This window comes from Priestia sp. SIMBA_032, from assembly GCF_046535215.1.
Lineage (GTDB): Bacteria > Bacillota > Bacilli > Bacillales > Bacillaceae_H > Priestia > Priestia aryabhattai.
The window spans coordinates 1-491 of record NZ_JAWRXD010000118.1; the positions used below are offsets into that span (position 1 = coordinate 1).

The following is a 491-nucleotide window of genomic DNA, read 5'->3' on the forward strand; positions in this document are numbered from 1 at the left end:
TTTTCTACCATGTTACCAATCTGGCTTCTTAAGAAAGAGAGCACATTTGGGGCGGCTCAAAAAGCCATGGCTAATCGCTTCTTAGGCGATCATACATTTACTGTGCATACGCCTGGTTTTGAAAATACGTTAAAGGTAGTAGTAGAAGAAAGTGCGTGCTTAAAAGAGGGAGAAAGTGCACGTTTTGCGTTAAAAAAAGACTTAACTCTTCAAGACCGTGAAGATGCAAATGAATATGTAGAATGTGAAACGGTGATGGTGGATATAGGTGGTGGTTCCATTGATGTGGTTATTCTTCCCGAAGGGTTGAAAGCTGCCAATAGTCGTGAATCATTCCAAAGCATTGAGGGTATTCCTTATTTAGCGCATATTGATAAATTGCGTAAAGAGAAATTTCTAGAATTATTTACAGACTTACGTACCTTTGATCAATTTATTCTCGATAACTACAGCAAGCAAAAGTTTGTATTAAAAAACGAGAATACAGGTGA

At 37.9% G+C, this 491-nt stretch carries 1 protein-coding gene; it reads left to right on the plus strand.

Annotation, left to right across the window (positions count from 1 at the left end; all coding sequences use genetic code 11):
- On the plus strand, positions 1-491 hold a 491-nt coding region (locus SB717_RS33585; protein WP_486360779.1), incomplete at both ends, for an Alp7A family actin-like protein.